This window comes from Yoonia sp., assembly GCF_042093035.1.
GTDB lineage: Bacteria > Pseudomonadota > Alphaproteobacteria > Rhodobacterales > Rhodobacteraceae > Yoonia.
Map to the genome: position 1 here is coordinate 12,313 of NZ_JBELFI010000075.1, position 305 is coordinate 12,617.

Below are 305 nucleotides of genomic sequence, written 5' to 3' on the forward strand. Positions count from 1 at the left end.
ATTACAAAGTGACCGAGCAAGGCGCGCCACAAGGCATCCCCGCACTGCTTGATCCCGGTATGCGCGCCTTCCCCTTGCCGAACAATCTGGTGGAAGCATTTGCGGGCGAAATGCGTATCAGTGACCGACTTGATCTTTACTGGATTGGCAACATCGGCGGTGAGCGCAGCTCGCGGTTGGTCAAAAGCGCGCTTGAGATCATCTCCATGGATGAGCCGGACGTGAACGGAAATGGTGGCGGACGGAACGTAGAGGTGGTCGCGGAATTTCGGGCCAGTCGTTAAGGTGGATCGCATAATGAAAGA

At 56.1% G+C, this 305-nt stretch carries 1 pseudogene; it reads left to right on the forward strand.

Going from position 1 to position 305, the window contains the following annotated elements:
- Positions 1-284 (forward strand): annotated as a pseudogene (locus ACFDSS_RS10125) (hypothetical protein); the annotation flags it as partial.
- Between the last annotated feature and the right edge of the window lie 21 nt (positions 285-305).